Origin of the sequence: Mycobacterium sp. SM3041 (assembly GCF_039668335.1) — a bacterium.
In the GTDB taxonomy this organism is placed as follows: domain Bacteria; phylum Actinomycetota; class Actinomycetes; order Mycobacteriales; family Mycobacteriaceae; genus Mycobacterium.
The window spans coordinates 162,228-184,547 of record NZ_JAYXBQ010000001.1; the positions used below are offsets into that span (position 1 = coordinate 162,228).

General features: G+C 67.8%; 24 protein-coding genes. 18 read left to right on the forward strand and 6 right to left on the reverse strand.

Features of this window, described 5'->3' with window-relative positions:
• Positions 1–32: 32 nt before the first annotated feature.
• The 9 genes from VXD91_RS00695 (at position 33) to VXD91_RS00735 (ending at position 7,371) form a co-directional block, all read left to right on the forward strand.
• Positions 33–1,280, forward strand: a complete 1,248-nt coding sequence (locus VXD91_RS00695; RefSeq protein WP_212812297.1) for a glutamate-5-semialdehyde dehydrogenase — start codon at positions 33–35, stop codon at positions 1,278–1,280.
• 12 nt (positions 1,281–1,292) lie between these two features.
• Entirely contained in the window at positions 1,293–2,183 is an 891-nt protein-coding gene (locus VXD91_RS00700) for a MoxR family ATPase (RefSeq protein WP_346414381.1), read from the forward strand.
• 10 nt (positions 2,184–2,193) lie between these two features.
• Complete coding sequence (locus tag VXD91_RS00705; protein WP_318985520.1) at positions 2,194–3,639, forward strand: VWA domain-containing protein; 1,446 nt, start codon at positions 2,194–2,196, stop codon at positions 3,637–3,639.
• A 70-nt stretch (positions 3,640–3,709) separates the two neighbouring features.
• Positions 3,710–4,324, forward strand: coding sequence for a nicotinate-nucleotide adenylyltransferase (nadD, locus tag VXD91_RS00710; protein ID WP_346414476.1), 615 nt, complete (start codon positions 3,710–3,712; stop codon positions 4,322–4,324).
• Positions 4,321–4,743 carry a ribosome silencing factor gene (rsfS, locus tag VXD91_RS00715; RefSeq protein ID WP_064979345.1) on the forward strand — a complete coding sequence of 141 codons (423 nt, stop codon included), beginning with the start codon at positions 4,321–4,323 and terminating at the stop codon, positions 4,741–4,743. Before nadD ends, rsfS begins: the two co-directional genes overlap by 4 nt.
• Complete coding sequence (gene gpgP, locus VXD91_RS00720; RefSeq protein WP_346414382.1) at positions 4,740–5,408, forward strand: glucosyl-3-phosphoglycerate phosphatase; 669 nt, start codon at positions 4,740–4,742, stop codon at positions 5,406–5,408. Before rsfS ends, gpgP begins: the two co-directional genes overlap by 4 nt.
• Positions 5,398–6,150 (forward strand): diglucosylglycerate octanoyltransferase, encoded by a 753-nt coding sequence (octT, locus tag VXD91_RS00725; protein ID WP_346414383.1) that lies wholly within the window; start codon positions 5,398–5,400, stop codon positions 6,148–6,150. The genes gpgP and octT overlap by 11 nt, the downstream gene beginning before the upstream one ends.
• A gap of 2 nt (positions 6,151–6,152) precedes the next feature.
• A complete protein-coding gene (locus VXD91_RS00730; RefSeq protein ID WP_212812291.1) occupies positions 6,153–6,989 on the forward strand; it encodes a DegV family protein in 837 nt (278 codons plus the stop codon).
• Positions 6,990–7,164: 175 nt separating this feature from the next.
• Entirely contained in the window at positions 7,165–7,371 is a 207-nt protein-coding gene (locus VXD91_RS00735) for a hypothetical protein (RefSeq protein ID WP_318985516.1), read from the forward strand.
• An 11-nt stretch (positions 7,372–7,382) separates the two neighbouring features.
• Here the strand turns inward: VXD91_RS00735 and VXD91_RS00740 are convergent, their stop codons facing one another.
• From VXD91_RS00740 to VXD91_RS00755, 4 genes are all read right to left on the reverse strand, one after another.
• Positions 7,383–8,432: a dihydrodipicolinate reductase gene (locus tag VXD91_RS00740; RefSeq protein WP_064979341.1), complete on the reverse strand. Its 1,050-nt coding sequence runs from the start codon at positions 8,430–8,432 to the stop codon at positions 7,383–7,385.
• A 102-nt stretch (positions 8,433–8,534) separates the two neighbouring features.
• On the reverse strand, positions 8,535–9,089 hold the full coding sequence (locus VXD91_RS00745) for a DUF4865 family protein (RefSeq protein WP_346414384.1): 555 nt from the start codon (positions 9,087–9,089) through the stop codon (positions 8,535–8,537).
• A gap of 130 nt (positions 9,090–9,219) precedes the next feature.
• A complete protein-coding gene (locus tag VXD91_RS00750; RefSeq protein WP_346414385.1) occupies positions 9,220–9,792 on the reverse strand; it encodes a helix-turn-helix domain-containing protein in 573 nt (190 codons plus the stop codon).
• 162 nt (positions 9,793–9,954) lie between these two features.
• Positions 9,955–11,271 carry a hypothetical protein gene (locus VXD91_RS00755; protein WP_346414386.1) on the reverse strand — a complete coding sequence of 439 codons (1,317 nt, stop codon included), beginning with the start codon at positions 11,269–11,271 and terminating at the stop codon, positions 9,955–9,957.
• A gap of 197 nt (positions 11,272–11,468) precedes the next feature.
• On the opposite strand from VXD91_RS00755, the gene VXD91_RS00760 reads away from it, so the two are divergent.
• From VXD91_RS00760 to VXD91_RS00770, 3 genes are read left to right on the forward strand one after another with little or no spacing between them, the layout of a single operon-like run.
• A complete protein-coding gene (locus VXD91_RS00760) occupies positions 11,469–12,287 on the forward strand; it encodes a ComEA family DNA-binding protein (protein WP_346414387.1) in 819 nt (272 codons plus the stop codon).
• Positions 12,284–13,753, forward strand: a complete 1,470-nt coding sequence (locus VXD91_RS00765; RefSeq protein WP_346414388.1) for a ComEC/Rec2 family competence protein — start codon at positions 12,284–12,286, stop codon at positions 13,751–13,753. Before VXD91_RS00760 ends, VXD91_RS00765 begins: the two co-directional genes overlap by 4 nt.
• Before the next feature lie 30 nt (positions 13,754–13,783).
• Positions 13,784–15,142, forward strand: coding sequence for a glutamine synthetase family protein (locus VXD91_RS00770; protein ID WP_318985510.1), 1,359 nt, complete (start codon positions 13,784–13,786; stop codon positions 15,140–15,142).
• Positions 15,143–15,146: 4 nt separating this feature from the next.
• Here the strand turns inward: VXD91_RS00770 and VXD91_RS00775 are convergent, their stop codons facing one another.
• Positions 15,147–15,863, reverse strand: a complete 717-nt coding sequence (locus VXD91_RS00775) for a hypothetical protein (RefSeq protein WP_346414389.1) — start codon at positions 15,861–15,863, stop codon at positions 15,147–15,149.
• Between the two features lie 121 nt (positions 15,864–15,984).
• On the opposite strand from VXD91_RS00775, the gene holA reads away from it, so the two are divergent.
• Positions 15,985–16,926: a DNA polymerase III subunit delta gene (holA, locus tag VXD91_RS00780; RefSeq protein WP_346414477.1), complete on the forward strand. Its 942-nt coding sequence runs from the start codon at positions 15,985–15,987 to the stop codon at positions 16,924–16,926.
• 65 nt (positions 16,927–16,991) lie between these two features.
• On the opposite strand, the gene rpsT is transcribed toward holA, so the two are convergent.
• The gene (gene rpsT, locus VXD91_RS00785; protein WP_020102146.1) at positions 16,992–17,252 is read right to left on the reverse strand and encodes a 30S ribosomal protein S20; all 261 of its coding nucleotides are present in this window, start codon (positions 17,250–17,252) and stop codon (positions 16,992–16,994) included.
• A 228-nt stretch (positions 17,253–17,480) separates the two neighbouring features.
• On the opposite strand from rpsT, the gene VXD91_RS00790 reads away from it, so the two are divergent.
• The 5 genes from VXD91_RS00790 (at position 17,481) to VXD91_RS00810 (ending at position 22,206) form a co-directional block, all read left to right on the forward strand.
• Complete coding sequence (locus VXD91_RS00790; RefSeq protein WP_346414390.1) at positions 17,481–19,136, forward strand: circularly permuted type 2 ATP-grasp protein; 1,656 nt, start codon at positions 17,481–17,483, stop codon at positions 19,134–19,136.
• Positions 19,136–20,107: an alpha-E domain-containing protein gene (locus VXD91_RS00795; RefSeq protein WP_346414391.1), complete on the forward strand. Its 972-nt coding sequence runs from the start codon at positions 19,136–19,138 to the stop codon at positions 20,105–20,107. The genes VXD91_RS00790 and VXD91_RS00795 overlap by 1 nt, the downstream gene beginning before the upstream one ends.
• 1 nt (position 20,108) lies before the next feature.
• Positions 20,109–20,948, forward strand: coding sequence for a transglutaminase family protein (locus VXD91_RS00800; protein WP_064986590.1), 840 nt, complete (start codon positions 20,109–20,111; stop codon positions 20,946–20,948).
• Between the two features lie 67 nt (positions 20,949–21,015).
• Complete coding sequence (locus VXD91_RS00805) at positions 21,016–21,447, forward strand: CBS domain-containing protein (RefSeq protein ID WP_064860038.1); 432 nt, start codon at positions 21,016–21,018, stop codon at positions 21,445–21,447.
• A gap of 150 nt (positions 21,448–21,597) precedes the next feature.
• A complete protein-coding gene (locus tag VXD91_RS00810) occupies positions 21,598–22,206 on the forward strand; it encodes a GNAT family N-acetyltransferase (RefSeq protein ID WP_318985507.1) in 609 nt (202 codons plus the stop codon).
• Positions 22,207–22,320: the final 114 nt, after the last annotated feature.

The window sequence follows — 22,320 nt, forward strand, 5'->3', positions numbered from 1 at the left end:
CCGGACCGCCGATACCTCGTTACCCTGGGTTAATGAGTGTGCACGCAGCTACGGACACCGATCTGCGTCAGCAGGTGCATGACGCCGCCCGGCGGGCCCGCGTCGCGTCGCGCGTGCTGGCCACGCTGACCACCGAAGCCAAGAACCGCGCGCTGCACGCCGCGGCCGATGCCGTGCTCGCCGCCGCGGACCTGGTGCTCGCCGCCAACGCCGAGGACATCGACGCCGCACGCGCCGCCGGCACCGCCGAGGCGATGATCGACCGCCTGGCCCTGAACCCCCAGCGCCTCGACGGCATCGCCGCCGGATTGCGGCAGGTCGCCGGGCTGCCGGACCCCGTGGGTCAGGTGCTGCGCGGCAGCACGCTGCCCAATGGTCTGCAGATTCGTCAGCAGCGGGTGCCGCTCGGCGTGGTCGGCATGGTCTACGAGAGCCGGCCCAATGTGACGGTCGACGCCTTCGGGCTGGCGCTGAAGTCCGGCAACGCGGCGCTGCTGCGCGGCAGCTCGTCGGCAGCCCGGTCGAACGCGGCTCTGGTCACCGCACTGCGGGCGGCGCTGGCCGCCGAGGGCCTGCCCGAGGACGCGGTGCAGCTGCTGCCCAGCGAGGACCGCGCCAGCGTCACCCACCTGATCCAGGCTCGCGGGCTGGTCGACGTCGTGATCCCGCGCGGCGGCGCCGGCCTGATCGACGCCGTGGTGCGCGACGCCACCGTGCCGACCATCGAGACCGGTGTCGGCAACTGCCACGTCTACGTTCACGAGGCCGCCGATCTCGACATGGCCGAGAGCATCCTGCTGAACTCCAAGACCCGCCGTCCCAGCGTGTGCAACTCGGCCGAGACCCTCCTGGTGGACCGGGCCATCGCCGACACCGCGCTGCCGCGGCTGGTGACCGCGCTGCAGGACGCCGGGGTGACGGTGCATCTGGACCCGAGCGAAGACGAGCTGCGCGCCGAGTTCCTGTCGCTGGACATGGCGGTGGCCGTGGTGGACGGTGTCGACGGCGCCATCGCGCATGTCAACGAGTACGGCACCGGGCACACCGAGGCGATCGTCACGACCAATCTTGCTGCGGCCCAGCGGTTCTCCGAGCAGGTGGACGCTGCCGCCGTGATGGTCAACGCGTCGACGGCCTTCACCGACGGTGAGCAGTTCGGCTTCGGCGCCGAGATCGGCATCTCGACCCAGAAGCTGCACGCGCGCGGTCCGATGGGGCTGCCGGAACTGACCTCCACCAAATGGATCGTGTGGGGCGACGGCCAGACCCGGCCCGTGTAAGAGGAGAAGAACTTGAGTACACCCGCTCGTTCGGTGCCGCTGTTCGGCGAAAATGCCGCCATCGATGACGTCGCCAAGCGACTCACCGAAACCGGATACCTGCCCGACACCGCAACGGCCACAGCGGTTTTCCTGGCGGACCGGCTGGGCAAGCCGCTGCTGATCGAAGGACCGGCGGGTGTCGGCAAGACCGAACTGGCCCGGGCCATCGCCCAGTGCACGGGGTCGGAGCTGGTGCGGCTGCAGTGCTACGAGGGCGTCGACGAGGCCCGCGCGCTGTACGAGTGGAACCACGCCAAGCAGATCTTGCGCATCCAATCGGGTCAGCAGTCTGGTGACTGGGACCAGACCAAGATGGACGTGTTCAGCGAGGAGTTCCTGCTGAGCCGGCCGCTGCTGACGGCCATCCGCCGCACCGAGCCCACCGTGCTGCTGATCGACGAGACCGACAAGGCCGACATCGAGATCGAAGGCCTGCTGCTGGAGATCCTGTCCGACTTCGCCGTCACCGTGCCCGAACTCGGCACCATCACGGCGCAGCAGACACCGCTGGTCGTGCTGACGTCGAACGCCACCCGTGAACTGTCCGAGGCGCTCAAGCGTCGCTGCCTGTTCCTGCACATCGACTTCCCTGACCCCGATCTGGAACGGCGCATCCTGCTGTCCCGGGTGCCCGAGCTGCCGGAGAAGATCGCCGACGAGCTGGTCCGGATCATCGGTGTGCTGCGCGGCATGCAGCTCAAGAAGCTGCCGTCGGTCGCCGAGACCATCGACTGGGGCCGGACGGTGCTGGCGTTGGGCATGGACACCATCGATGACGAGATGATCGCCGCGACGCTGGGTGTGGTGCTCAAACACCAGTCAGATCAGCAGCGCGCCATCGGCGAGTTGAAGCTGAACTAGGGGAGTCCGCATGGCCGTCGCCCGCACGCCCGCGCAACCGCTTGCCCCGCATGGCATTCCGGGCCACCTCGTGGGGTTCGTGGAGGCCCTGCGCAAGGTGGGCATCAACGTCGGGCCGTCGGAGACCGTCGACGCCGGCCGGGTGATGGCCACCCTGGGACTGGGTGACCGCATGGTGCTGCGCGAGGGTCTGGCGTGTGCGGTGCTGCGCCGGCCCGACCACCGCGAGACGTACAACGCGCTGTTCGACCTGTGGTTCCCCGCGGCCATGGGGGATCGGGCGGTCTTGGAACTCGACGACGACGAGGATCCGGAGAACCGGCCCGACCGGATCCCGCCCGAGGACGTCGAGGGCATGCGCGCGGCGCTGATCGACCTGCTGTCCGACGCGGACATGGCGAACCTTGACGACCGCCTGATGGCGATGATCGCGCAGATCGTCGACGCCTACGGCAAGTACAACTCGAGTCGCGGCCCGTCGTACTCGTCGTATCAGGCGCTCAAGGCCATGGGGCTGGACCAGCTCGAAGGCAAGCTGCTGGCCGGACTGCTGGCGCCGTACGGCGACGAGCCCACGCCCACGCAGGAGCAGATCGCCAAAGCGATTGCCGCCAAGCGTATTTCGCAGCTGCGGCACATGGTCGAGTCGGAGACCAAGCGGCGCACCGCCGAGCAGATCGGCCGCGACCACGTGCAGACCTACGGTATTCCGCAGCTGGCCGAGAACGTCGAATTCCTCAGGGCGTCAGGCGATCAGCTGCGGCAGATGCGTAATGTCGTTGCGCCGCTGGCCCGTACGCTGGCCACCCGGCTCGCGGCGCGTCGGCGTCGTTCCCATGCCGGCCAGATCGACCTGCGCAAGACACTGCGCAAGTCGATGTCGACCGGCGGCGTGCCCATCGAGGTCGTCCTCAAGAAACCGCACCCGGCCCGTCCCGAGCTGGTGGTGCTGTGCGACGTGTCCGGCTCCGTCGCGGGCTTCAGCCACTTCACGCTGATGCTGGTGCATGCCCTGCGTCAGCAGTTCTCGCGGGTGCGGGTCTTCGCCTTCATCGACACCACCGACGAAGTCACCGAGCTGTTCGGCCCCGACGCCGACCTGGCCGTCGCGGTGCAGAAGATCACCCGCGAGGCCGCCGTCTACACGCGGGACGGGCACTCGGACTACGGCCACGCGTTCGTCTCGTTCATGGACAAGTGGCCCAATGCGCTCTCGCCCCGCACGGCCCTGCTGGTGCTCGGCGACGGCCGCAACAACTACCGCAACCCGCAGGCCGACCTGCTGGCACACATGGTGAACGCCAGCCGGCACGCGCACTGGCTCAACCCCGAGCCCAAGCACCTGTGGGGCAGCGGCGACTCGGCGACGGCCAAGTACCAGGACGTCATCACCATGCACGAATGCCGGTCCGCGAAGCAGCTCGCGTCGGTGATCGACAACCTGCTGCCCGTCTGATTCCCGCAAACACGCACGTTCGCGGGTATCAGGGGCTCCAGTAAGCTGGCCAATCGTGACTCGACGCAGGCTGGGCGTGATGGGTGGGACGTTCGACCCCATCCACCATGGACACCTCGTCGCGGCCAGCGAGGTGGCCGACCTGTTCGAACTCGACGAAGTGATCTTCGTGCCGACCGGGCAGCCCTGGCAGAAGCGCGATCGGCACGTCACCGCCGCCGAGGACCGGTACCTGATGACGGTCATCGCGACGGCCGCCAACCCACGGTTCTCCGTGAGCCGCGTCGACATCGACCGTGGTGGCCCGACCTACACCAAGGACACTCTGCGCGACCTGGCCCGGCAGAACCCGGACACCGACCTGTTCTTCATCACCGGCGCCGACGCGCTGGCCTCGATCCTGTCGTGGCAGAACTGGGAGGAACTGTTCTCCACGGCCCGGTTCATCGGGGTCAGCCGGCCCGGCTACGAGCTGGACGGGAAACACATCGAGGCGGCACAGAAAGAACTGCCGCTCGACGCCCTGACCCTGGTCGAGGTGCCTGCGCTGGCCATCTCGTCGAGCGACTGCCGTCGCCGCGCCCAGGCCAACCGGCCCATCTGGTACCTGGTGCCCGACGGCGTCGTCCAATACGTGTCCAAACGTGGCCTCTATCAAGCCACGAACAAGCAGGAGAGTTCATGACCGCCACCCCCGAAGCCCTGAGCATGGCGACGGTCGCCGCCCGCGCGGCGTCCGCCAAGCTGGGCGAGAACATCAGCGTCATCGACGTCTCGGATCAGTTGGTCATCACCGACTACTTCGTCATCGCTTCCGCGTCCAACGACCGCCAGGTCAACGCCATCGTCGACGAGGTCGAGGAGAAGATGCGCTGGGCGGGCCACAAGCCGGCCCGTCGCGAGGGTGCCCGCGAGGGCCGCTGGGTGCTGCTCGACTACGTCGACATCGTGGTGCACATCCAGCACCAGGAGGAGCGCGAGTACTACGCGCTCGACCGGCTGTGGCGGGACTGTCCGGCCGTCGAGGTCGACCTCGACGGTGAGCTGCCGGTCAACCCCGACGGAGACGACGCATCCGACGAGTCCGCCGAGGGCCGAGAGTGAGGAACCGCCGCCTCCTGCTGCTGCGTCACGGTCAGACGGAGTACAACGCCACGAGCCGGATGCAGGGCCAGCTCGACACCGACCTCAGTGATCTGGGCCGGGCGCAGGCGGTGGCGGCGGCCGAGGTGCTGGCCAAGCGTCAGCCCCTGGTGATCGTGTCCTCCGATCTGCGCCGCGCCCTCGACACCGCGACGACGCTGGGGGAGCAGGCCGGGATGCCGGTGTCGATCGATGAGCGGCTACGCGAGACACACCTCGGGGACTGGCAGGGCCTGACCCATCACGAGGTCGACGACATTGCGCCCGGTGCGCGGCTGGCCTGGCGTGACGATGCCCGCTGGGCGCCGCACAACGGCGAGAGCCGGGTGGACGTGGCGAACCGCGCCCTTCCGGTGGTGCAGGAGCAGCTGCGCAATCTGCCCGAATGGGGTGTCGACGAGGTCGACCGCCCCGTGGTGCTCGTCGCGCACGGCGGGCTGATCGCCGCGCTGACCGCGGCCCTGCTGGAGCTGCCGGTCGACAACTGGCCGATCCTCGGCGGCATGGGCAACGCCAGCTGGGTGCAGCTGTCGGGGCACAGTGCCGGACTGGCCGACGACGATCCGGTGAAGTGGCGCCTGGATGTGTGGAACGCCTCGGCTCAGGTGGCCAACGATGTCCTCTGACACGCCGACTGCCTCGCAGAAGCCTGTCCTTCTCGTCTTCTGCGACTCGCTGTCCTACTACGGGCCGACCGGCGGGCTGCCGTCCGACGATCCACGCATCTGGCCCAACATCGTTGCGTCCCAACTCGGTTGGGACCTCGAGCTGATCGGCCGCATCGGCTGGACCTGCCGCGACGTGTGGTGGGCCGCGACGCAGGATCCGCGGTCGTGGGCGGCGTTGCCGAAGGCCGGCGCGGTGATCTTCGCGACGTGCGGCATGGACTCGCTGCCGTCGCCGTTGCCGACGGCACTGCGGGAACTGATCCGCTACGTGCGGCCGCCGTGGCTGCGCCGCATCGTGCGCGACGGTTACGGCTGGCTGCAGCCGCGGCTGTCACCGATCGCGCGGCCCGCGCTGCCGGCGCACCTGACGGTCGAATATCTCGAAGAGACCCGCGGGGCAATCGATTTCAACCGCCCGGGCATTCCGTTCGTCGCCACCATCCCGTCGGTGCACATCGCGGAGACCTACGGCAGCTCGCACCGCTGGCGCGACGCCACCGTCGCGGCGATCACCGATTGGGCTGAGGGGAAGCAGATTCCGGTCGTCGACCTCAAGGCCGCCGTCGGTGACGAGGTGATGTCGGGCCGCGCCAACCCGGACGGTATCCACTGGAACTTCGAGGCGCACCGTGCCGTCGCCGAACTGATGCTCAAGGGGCTGGCCGAGGCCGGTGTGGTGTCGCAGCGGACCGACGACTAGCCATGGCAGTGGTGGTGGTCACCGACTCGTCGGCTCGGCTTGACCCAGATGAGTTGAAGCGCTGGGACATCCGGGTCGTGCCGCTGCATGTGCTGCAGGACGGCACCGACTACCAGGACGGGATCGACCCGATTCCGCAGGACATCCAGGACCGGTCGCATGTGTCCACCTCGGGCGCGGCGCCCGCGGATCTGACCGACGTCTACAAGCAGGCGCTGGCCGACAGCGGCGGCGACGGCGTCGTGGCGGTGCATCTGTCGGCCGGTCTGTCGAGCACGTTCAGTTCCGCCGCGGCCGTGGGCCGTGAGCTGGGTTCGTCTGTGCGCGTGGTCAATTCGCGATCGGCGGCGATGGGGGTCGGCTTCGTCGCGCTGGCTGCAGCCCGCGCTGCAGCGGCCGGCGCGGATCTGGATGCCGTTGAGGCGCTGGCGCGTGCGGAATCCGGGCGGCAGCACGGGTTCATCGTCGTCCACCGTTTGGACAACCTGCGGCGTAGTGGCCGCATCGGCACCGCCGCGTCCTGGCTCGGCACCGCATTGTCGCTGAAGCCGTTGCTGCAGTTGGACATCGACGGCCGGCTGGTGCTCGATCAGCGAATCCGAACCGTGGCCAAGGCTCATGCCGCGATGATCGAACGGGTGGTCGCGCTGGTCGGTGAGCGGCCCGCAGCGATCGCCGTACACCACGTCGACAACCACGACGACGCCGCGCAGATCGGCGCCGCACTGACTTCCCGCCTGCCCCAGGTCGATTCACTTGTCGTGACCGACATGGGGCCGGTGCTGGCGGTGCATGTCGGCTCCGGCGCCGTCGGCGTCATCGTCAATACGCAGGACTAGCGGCCCCGGCAGCGGGGAGCTTTTCCGGCAGTCGGCCAACAACTACGCGGGTAAGCGCGCGGCGCTGGTCGGTTTTCGAGTACCCGTCTACTCGCGATCCGGCGCCGTCGTCGTCGCACTCTGAAATCCCGCGCGGCACTCCGTCGCCGCGAACCCCGATTGAAAGGTGACGACGATGAGCCACACACTGAACCTCGGCTGGACCCACGCCCTGCCGTTTCACGCACCCACGGTGCCCCAGTGGATCACCAACATGGAGCGCTCCGTCGGCCAGGCCATGCACCGGCTGGCCGACGAGCACCACCCGGAGAACCCGGTCTACGAGACACACTTCGACTTCATCGAAGACGCGCTCATGGCGCGCGAAATGTACCGGCTGTGAATGCTTTTGGACTAGCCGGCGAACCGGCCGGTGACCGGCGGCAGATCTTTTAGCGTCAGGATGCCCGGCGCTGCCGCCACCACCGCAGGTACTGCGTTGGTGGCCGGCAGCGCGGTGTAGATCATGCCGAGACCGTTGAGGCTCACCTCGCTCCAGTCCTTCGACGGCAGGCAGTACACGACTGTGCGCATGTTGGGCACGCCGAACACCTGGATCACGTGACCGTGCGCCACGGGCTTCGGCGGGGTGACGTGCTCGCCCATGATCCAGTTGAAGCCGACGCTGACGACGTTCTTGTCGCCGACCCAACCGCGGTGATAGCCGTAGACGCTGGCGACCGTGCCCTTGGGGATCTGCATGAACCCGAGGTCGGAATCCTCGGTCGCCGGGGTGAAGGTGACGTCGAAGGTGATCCGGTCCAGCTTGGCTCCGATGGCATCGGCCATCATCGCGGCTGACTCGGCGAACACCTCGCTCTCCAGGCGCACGCTCTCGGCCAGGCCCGGTGTCTCGGGGTCCTTGCCGAAACCCATCGCGGCCATGGTGCCGGCCGATTCGTAGACGCCGCAGTCGACCGACTCGGTGATACGGATTTCGTCGACGCTCTCGCACGCGCTGGACAGCACCATGCCCATCATGTTCGTCAGGCCGGGGTGTGCGCCGCTGCCGAAGATCGTGGAATTGCCTGCCTCGCAAGCCTTCTGGATGCGCGCGAGGTCCTCTGGGCTCTGCTTGCCGCCGGTGATCCAGGCTGCGGTCGAACACACATTGATGCCCGATTCGAGCAGGCGGACCAGCTCGTCGACGCTGGGCCAGATCGGGTTGTAGCAGCAGGCATCCGGCTTGAGCGCCACCAACTCTTCGATGTCGTTGGTGGCCTTGATTCCGGTGGGTTCGGGCCAACCGGCCAGTTCGGCGGCGTCCACCCCGACCTTCTCGGCGCCGTACGCGTAGACGCCGACCAATTCCATGTCGTCACGGGCGATGATGGCGTGCAGGGATCGCTTGCCGATGTTGCCGGTGGTCCACTGGATGACGCGGAGCGGGCGGTCGGTGGTCATGGAGGCCTCCTCGTTGGGGCTGTGCTTTCGCTAGACACTATGCCGCAGGTGTCTACCCGGTGGTCCCGGTGGTGGGCTGGAGCCGGCGGCGGTGCGAACCCGTCAGGCCGCGGAGACGTGCAGGACTTCGTAGGCGGCCATGTGGGTCAAGGTCTGATCGGGCTCCTCTGTCGAGAGTTCGACCTGGATGAGGGTCCAGCTGGTTATATCGACAGCGGTCACGAGGGCCACAGTGGTGTCTTCGACGTGCTCGAGAAACCGTTGGGTGATCGGATCCAGGCAATCGGACGGTGCGGCAGCGGAAGGCAGCGACGCAGACTTCACGGTGAGGCTGCGGGCTTGTGCGTAGGCGGCGGGGCCGTGGACGATCTTGTGAAGCGTCCAGTCTTGGATCGGTTGCCGGCCGAAGTCTCGAACGATGGCGGAATAGCCCGGCTCGCCCCAGCAAAAGTTGCGCATGCCGTCGATGTCGCGCCAGACATAGAACGGGGCGTACGCGTTTCGGGGAGCGCCTTGGGATTTCTCCTGGATCAAGTAGGCCTTGAACTCGAGGCTGGCGAAGCCGTCGAAGAGGTGGCCGGTCCTGCGCACCCGGTTCCGGATGATGCCCATGTCGTAGTCGGTGGGCAATGCGATCTGATATTGCATGGCGTACATCAGTGATGCCTCTTGGTCGCCTGGACGTGGGCCCGGTCAGCAACAGGCTCGTACCACGTTGTGGTGGTTCCGTCGGTTGCGGTCTCCTGATGGGCCACGTGGGTCATGGCGGCATGCCCAGCTACGGCGGTCATCGCAGATTCCGGCTCTGTAGGAGGCCTGCAGCTCCTTGTACCGCCGCCTCGAAAGCAGCTGGGTCCTGTTGCGCCCGCGCGAGGACGTAGCCTCCCTGGACGGTCGCGACCACCATGGATGCGAGCTGATGTGCGTCTGTGGCGGCGGGGAACTCGCGCTCGTCAATGCCCTGGCCAATGACCTGAGCGATGCGGTCGACCAACCAGCCGAGGGTCTCTGCAACCGGGCGGAGAAGATCTGGTGTCGCCAAAACATCGGCGTCGTAGGTCATGCGCCCCATGCGGCAGCCCCGCAACGAATCGCGCTGGCGTTCTAGGTAAGCGATCACCCGCTCGAGTGCCGTCCCGTCACCCGAGAGTAGAAGGTCAGCTTCGGCGCGCATCGTGGCTGCGCTCTCTGCCAAGGCTGTGGCCGCGAGCTCCTGTTTTCCGGCGAAGTGGTGGTACATGCTGCCCTGCCCTGCTTCCGCGCGGCTCAGGATGTCCTTTGGGCTGGTTGCCGCATAACCGCGTTCCCAGAGCAGCTCTTGAGTCGCGTTCACAAGACGGGCGCGTGTTTGCACAATCACGAAACATACGTACTAGTAGTTACAGTCGTCAAGTGAAAGGGTCCCGATTGCTGTGAGCCTGCGGGCGGACGGGCGCAGGGTGCGGAGGTTCAAGCGTCGCGGGAACGTCCAGCATCCGACATGGAGAGGCCTCGTCAGAACGGTCTGTGAGCTGGAGTCCGGTCACCCGTGCCAAATCCGGTCGTGCTCGGCGTGGGTCGACAGATACGCCCCGGGCTGGAAATGCGTGTCGTAGAACCCGAGGTCGATGTGTTGTGCCTGAAGGTAATTCATGATGTGCACGGTGGGTACGGTGCCGGGAAACTTGCCGAACGTATCGTCGATGTATTGCGCGGCGATGGTGAGCAAGGTGATGAACTGCTCGTCGTGCCCAGCCGCGGCCGAACGCACGGCCCGCGAATCCCGCCACGGCCCTGGGGTGTCCGGGTGAAAAGGCCCGCCGGGGCCGAATTTTCGGTCGGCGAAGGCGCGCACCGCAGCCGCGATGTCCGGGTAGTGCGGGCGGCTGTACGTTTCGAAAACGCCGTCCAGCCCCGTCGGATTGGGCAGTGCCCACCGTTCGTCGGTTTGGACGTTGAATCCCAGCGCGGGAACCTCCGGGTCGCCGGACGCGCCGAGGATGGTGAGCCGGTCGATACCGTCGAACGTCCAACCGCCCAGGCCCAGCGCCCCGAGTAGTAGGTGCCCGTTGTAGACGCTCGTCATCAACTCGGCGGTGGCTTCCGTGAGCGAGTACTGCTCGACGAAGGTCAGTGGGAAAGGGTCGTCGTCCCGGTGCGCCAGACCCGCGGCGGCCTCCTTCAATCCCGGGATCGGCCGGTTGTTGACGTCGTCATAGATCAGGTAGCCGTTCTGCAGGAAGAACGCCAGATTGGCCAAGAGATGTTGTGCGATGTCGGCGACCGGGATGACCAGCAGGGAGCCGGGGTGATTGGCGATCCACGTGTTGTGGCCTTCGAGGTACGGCTCCGACCGTGGAATGTGGATGCGATCGGTGGAGAGCTGGCGATAGGACGACGCCGTCGCGGCCAGCCAGTCGTCGATGTCGACCACGCCGTCGTTGACCGGCACTGTCGGTGCCGTGTCTCGGGACGACAGGAAGTAGGTGCCCGAGTCATCGGTGAAGAAGAACTCGACGATCTCGAAACCCGCGGCTGACGGGAACGTGCGACCTGATGCCGACCCGCTGTAGTTCGGGAACGCCGGTGCATATCCGGGATGGTGACTGATCCCGAAATGCCAGCCGGTTACACCGGTTACCGTCGCGAGGATCAGTGCGCGTTCGACCTCGTCGAGTGGTTCGACGTCGCGGCTACTGGTGTAGGCCAACGGTCCCGATGGGATGGAGCCGCCGACGGGGAAGCGCCGCGACCGCCTGCCCTGGATCGCGCTCAACAGCGGGAAGCTCGCCGCCGCGGCCAGCGCTTCGCGTTGCTGTGCGGTCAAACTCAAACGTGGCGAAGGTATTTGGGTCGTCATGGTCACCCCGACTCTAGGGCTCGCGGCGCATGTCGGCCCACAGTTCGGCGCACCACGATGCCAATTTTGGCGGCGATCGATCCGGTTGGGATCGAAGCCGCCCACTTTTATCCACAGAACGCGATTGATCCACAGGCCGCGCGTTGGGCGGCCTTTTGGCGCCGTTCCGGTCGGACGCGGTGCTTAACGTCGCGGGCATGGTCACTCAGACACCGGTCGATCGGGCGCAGCGCCGGCTGGCCGCGCAGCCCGGCGACGCGACGGACCCCGACGCAGAGCCCGACTCGAACGACGACACCTCGCTGTCGCGGTGGTTGCCCGACGCCATGCCTGGCAAGTCGGGGTGGCTCGCGACGGTGCGGGCCGACCCCGGGCGTGCGGGCGTCATCGCGCTCGCCGTGGTCGGCGTGGTCGCGGTCCTGGTGACCGTCATCGCAGTGCTCGGCGATGACAAGCCGCCGGTGACCGCGGCGAAACTGCCACCCGTACAGATGGTTTCGTCCTCCGTGCCTGGGACGCCCGCGCCCGCGGCCAAGACTGAGGACGTCGTGGTCAGTGTGGCGGGCCTGGTTCACAAGCCGGGGCTGGTGACGCTGCCCGCCGGCGCCCGCATCGCTGACGCCGTCACCGCAGCTGGGGGAGCGCTGGCGGGAGCCGACCTCGTCGGGCTGAACATGGCCCGCAAGGTGGCCGACGGGGAGCAGATTCTGGTCGGCATCACCGCGCCGTTGGGTTCGCCCGCGGTGATGCGTAGTTCGGCGGGCGCGACGTCGGGGCCACCGGAGAAGGTGCCGCCCGGCGACGGAAGAGGCAGTGGTGCACAAGGACCCGTTGATCTGAACACCGCGACGGAGGAGCAGCTCGACGGTCTGCCCGGCATCGGTCCGGTCATGGCGAAAGCGATTGTGGCGTGGCGTGGTGCCAACGGCCGGTTCGCGAGTGTCGACCAGTTGGGCGAGGTCGACGGCATCGGGCCGGGCCGGCTGGAGAAACTGCGTGCCCTGGTCAAGGTGTGACGGCCAGCCCCGCGCCGGATGTCCCCGGCATCGACCTGCGGCTGGTGCCGGCCGCCGTGACGTGCTGGACGGTGACGGCGGCCGGCGTGTGGTGGGGGCCGTGGGCGGCGCTGGCGGCGGTGGTTGTTGCGGTGGCGGGCACCGTGGGAGTCGGGCTGTGGATGGGCTCGGTGCGCTGGCCCGCGGTGCTCGCCGTGGCGGCGGTGGGTGCGGCATTCGCGATTGTCGCGACGGTGCGGGTACACGCGGTCGACACCCACCCTTTGGCGGCGCGGTTCGGCACGACGGTGACGGTGACCGTCACGCCGTCGGAGTCGCCGAAGACCATCCAGGGTGGCCGCCTCATGTTCGCGGCGTCGTTGCAGAGGCTTCAGGAGGCCGAATCATCCGGGCGGGTCATGGTTTTCGCGCCGGCCGTCGGGTATTCGGAGGTCGGCGTGGGCCGCCCGATGGCGTTCCGGGCCAGGGTCACCCGGCCGAAGCGGCGCGACCTGTCGGTGGCGGTGCTGGCCGCCGTGGGCGCGCCCCGGTTCGGGACAGCCTCGACCGGGCAGCGCGCGGCGGCACACGTGCGGGCCGAATTCGGCGAGGCCGCGCGACTGGCGTTGCCGCCCGATCAGGCCGCGATGCTCCCTGGTCTGGTGCTCGGTGACGTGTCGGCGGTCGAGTCGGACACGACGGCCGCGTTCCGCCGGGCGGGGTTGACGCACTTGACGGCGGTCTCGGGCGCGAATGTGACCATCGTGTGCGGCGCGGTGCTCCTCAGCGCGGCGTTGGTGGGTCCGCGGATGGCAGTGGCGCTGGCCGCGGTCACGCTGTTCGCGTTCGTCGTCATCGTGCAACCTTCGCCGAGCGTATTACGGGCCGCGGCAATGGGTTCGGTGATGTTGCTGGGCATGCTGGTGCATCGGCGGCGGCAGGCGATCCCCGCGTTGTCGGCCAGCGTGCTGGTGCTCATGGTGCTCTCGCCGGCGCTCGCGGTGGACGCGGGCTTCGCGCTGTCCGTGGTGGCGACGGCGGGCCTCGTGGTCATCGCGCCGGGATGGTCGCGCCGACTGGTGGGCCGCGGTTGGCCGAAGCCGCTCGCCGACGCCGTGTGCGTCGCCGTTGCCGCACAACTCGTGACGGCGCCGTTGGTAGCGGCGATCTCGGGTAGCCTCAGTCTGGTCGCGGTGGCGGCCAATCTCCTTGTCGCCCCGGTTATTCCACCCATCACGATCCTCGGCACCGCGGCTGCGGCGGTGGCGTGGTGCTGGCCGGCCGCGGCGCAACTGTTGATCCGGTTCACCGGACCCGAACTGTGGTGGTTGTTGCATGTCGCGCGGCGGAGTGCCGCGGTTCCGGGCGCGGCGGTGAGTGTCCCGTCAGGTTGGGGCGGCGCGCTGCTGCTCGGCGCGACGACAGTGGGCGGCGCGCTGCTGCTGGCCGCGTGGCGCCGGCGACGGGGAAATGCGATCCGGCCATGAACTGGCGCGTCGCGTAGCAGAATTATTGACGTGGATGACGATCCGGCCGGGTCCGTGGCAGCGGCAGTTGCGGCGCTCGAAGCGGCGGGCGTCGGGACCCTGATCGGCACCGTGGTCAATGCCGCAGGCCTGACACAGGTCAAGGTGGTTCCGCTGAACCGGGTGGCGGTTTTCGCCGAGCATGGGTTGGGTACCAGCCCGACGTGGCACGTCTTCGCCATCGACCAGGCCGGCATCGTGGTGAGCGATGAGATCGGTGTGGTCGGGGACCGGCTGGTCCGTGTTGACCTGACGGGGCGGGCCCTCTTGGGGGACGGCCTCGCCTGGGCGCCAGGTGCGTTCTTCACCCAGGACGGCAACGCGGACCCGTACTGCGGTCGCGCTGTGCTGCAACGGGTTACGCAGCGATTGGCCGCGGCCGGGCTGACGGCCGTGGTCGGGCACGAGGTGGAGTTCGTGCTCGTCGGCTCCGACGGCGCGCAGCTGCCGGCCAACCTGTGGGCGCAGTATGGGCTGGCCGGCGTGCTCGAATTCGAGGGTTTCGTCCGGGACGTGATGGACGCGGCCGCCGCCGCAGGGTTGTCGATCGAACAGTTCCATCCCGAGTACGGAGCCAACCAATTCGAATTCTCGCTGTTGCCCCGCGATCCGGTGGCCGCCGCGGACCAGCTGGTGCTCGCGCGCGTCATCATCAGCCGCGTCGCCCGCCGCCACGGCCTGCGCGTCAGCCTGTCTCCGGTGCCGTTCGCCGGCAGTGTGGGTTCCGGTGCACATCAACACTTTTCACTGAATCGTGACAGTGTGCCGGTGTTCTCCGGTGGCTCAGGGGAGCGCGGTATGACCGATGCCGGCGAGTCGGCCATAGCGGGGCTGCTAGCCGGTCTGCCTGACGCGCAGGGCGTGCTGTGTGGCTCGATCGTGTCCGGTCTGCGAATCCAGCCGGGAAGTTGGTCCGGCGCCACCGTCTGCTGGGGCACCGAGAACCGGGAGGCCGCCGTGCGCTTCGTCAGCGCCGAGTCCGGAAATCCGCATGGCGCCAACGTCGAGGTCAAGATCGTCGACCCGTCGGCCAATCCGTACCTGGCGTCGGCGACCATCCTCGGCCTGGCGCTCGACGGCATCACCCGCGAACTGCCGCTGCCGCCCGAGGTCACCGTCGACCCCGGGTCCCTGAAGCAAGCCCAGCGCGAGCACGCCGGCGTGGTGACGCTGCCGGCGAAGCAGCCCGAGGTGCTCGATGCGCTGCGGCACAGCGCCGTGGTCCGCGACATCCTCGGGGACGCGCCGATCGACGCCGTGCTGGGTGTGCGCGGCTACGAACAGCAGAACTACGGCGGCCTGTCCGACACCGAACTGGCCGAGAAGTTCCGGCTGGCGTGGAGTGTGTGAGGGTTCAGTTGTCCAACGGCCCGGTGAGGAAGTCGTCCAGCGCTTCACCGAACGGCGCGATTTCGAAGTCAGGTTCGTAGTAGGTGATTGCTTGTCCTGCTGGGAGATCCGGAGAGACATACAGGGCAGTTTCGTCATTGACGCCGGTGAGGAATATCAAGCGTTGGGTGCCGGGGAACGGCACGTCTTCGAACCATTCGATGATCTCGTTGGTGTCGGGCGGCTGAAACCAGCGGGCTGCGAGTGTGACCATGCCAGACGGCGAAACCAATCCGTTGGACTCGCCGTCGAATGTGGCGTAGCCGGCGTGAACCTGGCGTAGGAATGTTTGTACCGGCGTGGGGAGGGTTGCGAAGAAGGGGGGTTCGATGTCTCCGAAGGTGCGAGGATCGTCACCCGCCCATACACGTAGTTCTCCTTCGTCGGTGCGCAGGACGTAGTCGAGAGAGGGTGCGCTGTAGTACCTGTGCTTGGCCACTCGCACGTCGACGAGCGCAGTCTGCAGCGAGTGCGCATAGCGCGGGATTAATGCGAGGAAGTCCGCGTTCCACAATTCCAGGGCCGCGTGTTTCCGTTCGTCGGGGTCAGTAGATTCGGCCACGGGCCACCAGGCTTCGGGAATGAGCTGCCGCGTCGTTGCCCCTGGTTCAAGAATCCGAACCTCGCTCAATTGCCAGTCCGCGACTGCGGCAATGAGAGTTTCCTCATCGATGCCAGTCATGGTCCCCTCCCTGGCATCACCAATCGCGCATTGCAACCCTAACCCGGTATTCGCAACCCGCACTGCGCTGATTGTCTGCCCGCCATGAAACGATCAACGGGTGAGTGGATCGACCGAGGCGTTGCATCTGGTGTTGGGCGACGAGGAACTGCTGGTCGAGCGGGCGGTGGCGGACGTACTGCGGAACGCGCGCAAGCAGGCCGGCAACGACAACGTGCCGGTCGACCGGCTGCGGGCCGGTGACGTGTCCACCAGCGAGCTCGCCGAGCTGCTGAGCCCGTCGCTGTTCGCCGAGGAACGTGTGGTGGTCCTCGAGTCTGCCGCCGAAGCCGGCAAGGACGCCGTCGCCCTCATCGCCGACGCGGCAGCCGACCTGCCGGGCGGCACCATGCTCGTCGTCGTGCACTCCGGTGGTGGCCGCGCGAAGGCGCTGGCCGATCAGCTGAAAAAGCTTGGCGCCGAGGTACATCCGTGCGCGAAGATCACCAAGGCCGCCGAGCGCGCCGACTTCGTGCGCAAGGAATTCCGGTCGTTGAAGGTGAAGGTCGGTGACGACGCCATCAATGCCGTGCTCGACTCGGTCGGATCGGACATCCGCGAACTGGCGGCGGCGTGCTCGCAGCTGGTGGCCGACACGGGCGGTCAGATCGATGCGGCGGCGGTACGGCGCTACCACTCCGGTAAGGCGGAGGTGAACGGGTTCGACATCGCGGACAAGGCGGTTTCGGGCGATGTCAGTGGTGTCGCCGAGGCGTTGCGCTGGGCGATGGCCGGCGGCGTGCCGCACGTGGTGCTGGCCGATGCGCTGGCCGAGGCCGTGCACTCGATTGCGCGGGTCGGCGGTCAGTCCGGTGACCCCTACCGGTTGGCGGGGGAGTTGGGGATGCCGCCGTGGCGCGTGCAGAAGGCGCAGAAGCAGGCGCGGCGCTGGAACCGGGACACCGTGGCCGAGGCACTGCGGGTGGTGGCGGCGCTGAACGCCGACGTCAAGGGTGTGGCGGCCAACGCCGACTACGCGCTGGAGTCGGCGGTGCGGCGCGTCGCCGAGTTGGCCGACAGCTAGTCCGGACACAACAAAACCGCGGCCCGGTGAACGGGCCGCGGTTTCGCGAAAGCTACCGGCTCAGATCAGAGCTTGTTGAAGGCCAGGGTCAGCGCCGACTTCTTGTTGGCGGCCTGGTTCTTGTGGATGACACCCTTGGTGGCGGCCTTGTCCAGCTTGCGGTTGGTGGCGACGAGCAGCTCGCCGGCCTTTTCCTTCTCGCCCGCCTCGACGGCCTCACGGAAACCGCGGATGGCCGTACGCAGCGCCGACTTCACCGACTGGTTGCGCAGACGTGCACGCTCGTTGGTGCGGATGCGCTTTTCCTGCGACTTGATGTTGGCCACGCGTGTCGTTCCTTCTAAATCTCAATTTGGGCATGCACGGGGACGAGCATGCTCGGTCTTAAGTCTGCGCTCTTCGCCCGTCAACGGGCAGCGACTGTTCAGGTTACCAGCGTCCATGCGAAAACCCCAAAGCGCGGCATGCGCGCACTGGCCGGCGACGACCCCGAGCATATCCGTGAATGCCAAGTTGCCCTGCCGAAACTGCCAGGTTGATGCAGCATGTCTGCCATGAGCCCACGGACATCGCACAGTGGTCCCGCGCGGACGCGGCCGACCTCCCCAGGGAATCGCTACGACGGTGTGTTCGACGGCTACGACGACGTCGACAGTTATGCCGCCGCGTACGACGAGATGTTCGACGCCCAGGGTGCCGTCCGGGGTCTCTACAAGGGCGTCTTCGCCGAATTGGCGCCATCGGACACGTCCGAGCTGGCAGCCCGGTCGGAAGCGCTCGGCCGCGCGTTCACCGACCAGGGCATCACATTCTCGCTGTCCGGTCAGGAGCGGCCGTTTCCGCTGGACCTGGTGCCCAGGGTCATCTCGGCCGCCGAGTGGTCGAAGCTGGAAAAGGGCATCAAGCAGCGGGTCAAGGCGCTCGAGATGTACCTCGACGACGTCTACGGCGACCAGGAAATCCTGCGCGACGGGGTCATCCCGCGCCGGCTGGTGACCTCGTGCGAGCACTTCCACCGCGAGGCCGCCGGGATCGTCCCGCCCAACGGCGTCCGCATCCACGTCGCGGGCATCGACCTGATCCGGGACGACAAGGGCGACTTCCGGGTGCTCGAGGACAACCTGCGCTCGCCGTCGGGGGTGTCCTACGTGATGGAGAACCGGCGCACCATGGCCCGCGTCTTCCCCAACCTCTTCGCGACGCACCGGGTGCGGGCGGTCGGTGACTACTCGTCGCACCTGCTGCGGGCGCTGCGCAACGCGGCGGCGTCGAACGAAGCGGACCCGACTGTGGTGGTCCTCACCCCGGGCGTCTACAACTCGGCCTACTTCGAGCACTCGCTGCTGGCCCGGCAGATGGGCGTCGAGCTGGTCGAGGGCCGTGATCTGTTCTGTCGCGACAACGTCGTCTACATGCGGACCACCGAAGGCGAGCGCCAGGTGGACGTCATCTACCGCCGCATCGACGACATGTTCCTCGACCCCATGCAGTTCCGGCCCGACACGGTGCTCGGCGTCGCCGGGCTGCTCAACGCGGCCCGCGCGGGCAACGTCGTCATCTCCAGCGCCGTGGGCAACGGTGTCGGCGACGACAAGCTCGTCTACACCTACGTGCCGACCATCATCGAGTACTACCTGGGCGAGAAGCCTCTGCTGGCGAACGTCGACACCTACCGCTGTTGGCTCGAGGACGAATGCGAGGAAGTGCTCGACCGCATCCGCGAGCTGGTGATCAAGCCCGTCGAGGGCTCGGGCGGCTACGGCATCGTCTTCGGACCGGACGCCTCCGAGAAGGAGATCGCCGCGATCTCGAAGAAGGTCCGCGCCGACCCGCGCGGGTGGATCGCCCAGCCCGTCGTGCAGCTGTCGACGGTGCCGACGCGCATCGGCGACAAGCTGGCACCCCGGCACGTCGATCTGCGGCCCTTCGCGGTCAACGACGGTGACGACGTCTGGGTGCTGCCCGGCGGCCTGACCCGCGTCGCCCTGCCGGAGGGCTCGCTGGTCGTCAACTCCAGCCAAGGTGGCGGCTCGAAGGACACCTGGGTGCTGGCGTCGCGGGCGTCGACCGCCACCCACGAGCTCGGCGCCGCCGAAGTCGTCCGCTCCCTGCCGTCCGCCGGCCAGGCCGCCGACGAGGGACCCCCACAGCAGGCCGTCCAGACTGCCCATCAACAGCAGCAGCAACAGCAACAGGCGGTGATGTACTGATGTTGGCGCGCAACGCGGAATCGCTGTACTGGATCGGCCGCTACGTCGAGCGGGCCGACGACACCGCCCGCATCCTGGACGTCACCGTGCACCAGCTGTTGGAGGACTCGAGCGTCGACCCCGACCTGGCGTCGCGAACGTTGTTGCGGGTCCTCGGGATCGAGCCGCCGGCGGCACCGCTGGACATGTGGTCGCTGACCGACCTCGTCGCGTTCGGCCGCGGTGACGCGCAGAACTCGATCGTCGAGTCGATCTCGGCGGCGCGTGAAAACGCCCGCGGCGCACGCGAAGTCACGTCCACCGAGATGTGGGAGTGCCTCAACACCACCTACAACGCCCTCGCCGAGCGGGAGCGGGCCGCCAGAAGGCTTGGGCCGCACGAGTTCCTGAGCTTCGTGGAAGGGCGCGCCGCGATGTTCGCGGGCCTGGCCGACTCGACGCTGTCGCGCGACGACGGCTACCGCTTCATGATGCTGGGCCGGGCGATCGAGCGTGTCGACATGACCGTGCGCCTGCTGCTGGCCCGCGTCGGTGACAGTGCGTCGTCGCCGGCGTGGGTGACGGTGCTGCGCTCGGCCGGTGCCCACGACACCTACCTGCGGACCTACCGCGGCGTGCTCGATGCCGGCCGGGTCGTCGAATTCATGTTGCTGGACAGGCTGTTTCCGCGGTCGGTGTTCTATTCGCTGCGATTGGCCGAGCGGCATCTGGACGAACTGCACAACCGGCCGCATGACCGGATCGGTGCCACCGGCGAGGCGCAGCGCCTGCTCGGCCGGGCGCGCAGCGAATTGGAGTTCCTGCAGCCGGGCCTGCTGCTGGACTCCCTGGAGGATCGCCTGGCGGGTCTGCAACGCAGCTGCCGGGAAATCGGAGAAGCATTGGCGCTGGAGTACTTTCACGCGGCGCCGTGGGTCGCATGGACGGACGCGGGCCACCCGGTATCGGTTATCGAAGAAGGTGAAATCTGATATGTGGCGGCTCAGAGTTGTCCATGCCACCGGGTATGCCTACAAGTCGGCGGTGACGGCGTCGTTCAACGAGGCCCGTCTGACGCCGCGCTCGGACTCGCGGCAGAACGTCGTCCTCAATCGCGTCGAGACCACGCCGGCCACCCGCTCGTACCGGTACATCGACTACTGGGGCACCGCGGTGACGGCCTTCGATCTGCACGCACCGCACACCGAGTTGGAGGTGACGTCGTCCTCGGTCGTCGAGACCGACAAGGGCGAAATGCCCGCGGAACTCGTCACGTGGGACGACCTGGCAGGCGCCGGCGTGCGCGACCGGTTCGACGAGCTGCTCGTCCCGACCCGGTACACGCCGGTCAGCAAGCGGCTGCAGCGCGTCGGCCAGCGGATCATGAAGTACTACGACCCGCAGGAGGCCGTGATCGCCGCGGCGAACTGGGTCAACACCGAATTGGACTACGTGCCGGGCACCACGGGTGTGCACTCGTCCGGACTGGACGCGCTGCGTGAGGGCAAGGGCGTCTGTCAGGACTTCGCGCACCTGACGTTGATCCTGCTGCGCGGCATGGGGATTCCGGCCCGCTATGTGTCCGGTTACCTGCATCCGCAGCGCCGGGCGGAGGTCGGCGACACCATCGAAGGCCAGAGCCACGCGTGGGTGCAGGCCTGGACCGGCGGCTGGTGGGACTACGACCCGACCAACGACGTCGAGATCAACGAGCAGTACGTGACCGTCGCGGTGGGGCGGGACTATGCGGACGTCACCCCGCTGAAGGGCATCTACTCGGGCGAGGGTTCCACCGACCTGGACGTCGTCGTGGAAATCACCCGGCTCGCTTGACTTTCGCCGCGCACTCTCAGTCGCCGACTACCATGGATGTGAGGTGGATCACGATCGGAGGCGGGCGATGCGGATCGCGGACGTACTGAGCAACAAGGGTGCCGCGGTAGCGACCATCGCCCCGGAGACCACGGTGTCGCAACTCCTGGCCAGCCTCGCGGCGTTGAACATCGGTGCCATGGTGGTCGTCGGGGACGACGGATTGGCCGGCATCGTGTCCGAGCGCGACGTCGTGCGCGAGCTGCACAAGCGCGGCGGCGGCCTACTGGGCCAGCCGGTTTCGGAGATCATGACGACGGTCCTGGCGACGTGCACGCCGCGCGACACCGTCGACCACCTGGTGGTGCTGATGACGCAGAACCGGGTGCGGCACGTGCCCGTCCTCGACGACGGCCGGCTGGCCGGCATCGTCAGCATCGGCGACGTCGTCAAGACGCGGATGGAAGAGCTCGAGACCGAGCAGCAGCACCTGCAGGACTACATCACCCAGGGCGGCTGACTTTCCCGTCGCCACTTCCCGCGAGCGGCCGTGTCTGCACGGCGACACGCCGAGTTCGGCGGGCAATTCGGGGGCGCTCACCGGCGGCGAGCGGGCGTGAATTGTCGGCGACGCCTGCACCGGCGGGGCGATTCACGGCAAGCTGGCGGCATGCGTGAAATCCAGACCCGGGCGGCCACCCGTTCCGACATCGGCGGCTTGTCGCACACCCTTGCCCGCGCATTCGCCGACGACCCGGTGATGACGTGGATGCTGCCCGACGATGGGCTGCGCCGACGCCGGCTGCCACGCCTGTTCACGGCGCTCACCAAGTACCAGCACTTGGGCCACGGCGGCGTCGAGGTGGCCTTGTCGGGGGACGGCATCGGCGCGGCGGCGTTGTGGGATCCCCCGGGCAAGTGGCAGCAGACGCGCGGCGCCGAGCTGCGGGCCGTGCCCATGATGCTGCTGACGTTCGGCACCGCGGTGCTGCGCGGCCAGGCGGCCGCGGAGCTGATGAAGAAGCACCACCCGGAGGAGCCGCATTGGTACCTCGCGGTGATCGGCAGCGACCCGACGGTGCGCGGCGGCGGGTACGGGCAGGCCCTCATGCGGTCCCGGCTGGACCGCGTCGACGCCGAACATGCCCCGGCCTATCTGGAATCGAGCAACCCGGTGAACGTGCCGTACTACGAGCGGTTCGGGTTCGAGGTCACGGGCGAGATGACGCTGCCGAACGGTGGGCCGAGCCTGATTCCGATGTGGCGTCCGGCGCGCTGAGCCCGCTCAACGCGCGGTCAACGCACGCTCGACGGGCACGAGCGGCCCCTGATTGCACGCCAAAAGCGGCGTGTCGCCGTACAAACACGGCCGCTCGCGGAAAGGAGGCTAGCG